Below are 583 nucleotides of genomic sequence, written 5' to 3'. Positions count from 1 at the left end.
AGTGAGCGGCCGACGTCGTGGAGGATATCAACCGCCAGGACGCGGTGTTCGCCGGTAAGGGTGTCGATCACCGCTTCCGCCAGTGCCGCGCCATAGGCAAAATAGTAGAACGGTCGGCCTCGATGAGCAGCGCGATCGTATTCGATCCCAGGCGTAGCATAGTAGCCGGTCGATGATAGCGAAACGCGACCGATATGGGCCTGCCGACAGAGCGTCGCAAAAGGCACGAGATCGCCACCAACCCACACACCCTCACGTGCGAAGCGGACAGTGTCCTCGGGCACTTGCCGCCAGCGTGTCGCGAGGGCGATCAGTCGCTCTCGAATCGTCTGGGCCGCGTTATAGGCCGCCATGCCGTTCAGGTCGGCGCCGGACGAGGCGGCGGTCGCCGAGGTGTTGGGCACCTTGTCGGTCCGCGTCGACGTGATGCGTACCTTATCGAACGGCACCGCGAAGACATCGGCAACGATCTGCGCCACCTTGGTATGGAGGCCTTGGCCCATCTCCGTGCCGCCATGATTCAGCTGAATGGAGCCATCGGTGTAGAGGTGGACTAGTGCCCCCGCCTGGTTGAGGTGCGTGG

General features: G+C 63.3%; 1 protein-coding gene. It reads right to left on the bottom strand.

The window, feature by feature from the left end:
* A partial coding sequence (locus AACY19_RS26810; protein WP_339454508.1) for a molybdopterin cofactor-binding domain-containing protein occupies positions 1–583 on the bottom strand: 583 nt, incomplete at both ends.

Source organism: Pseudomonas sp. EA_5y_Pfl2_R50 (genome assembly GCF_963970475.1).
Lineage (GTDB): Bacteria > Pseudomonadota > Gammaproteobacteria > Pseudomonadales > Pseudomonadaceae > Aquipseudomonas.
This window is presented reverse-complemented; position numbering and strand designations above follow the sequence as displayed.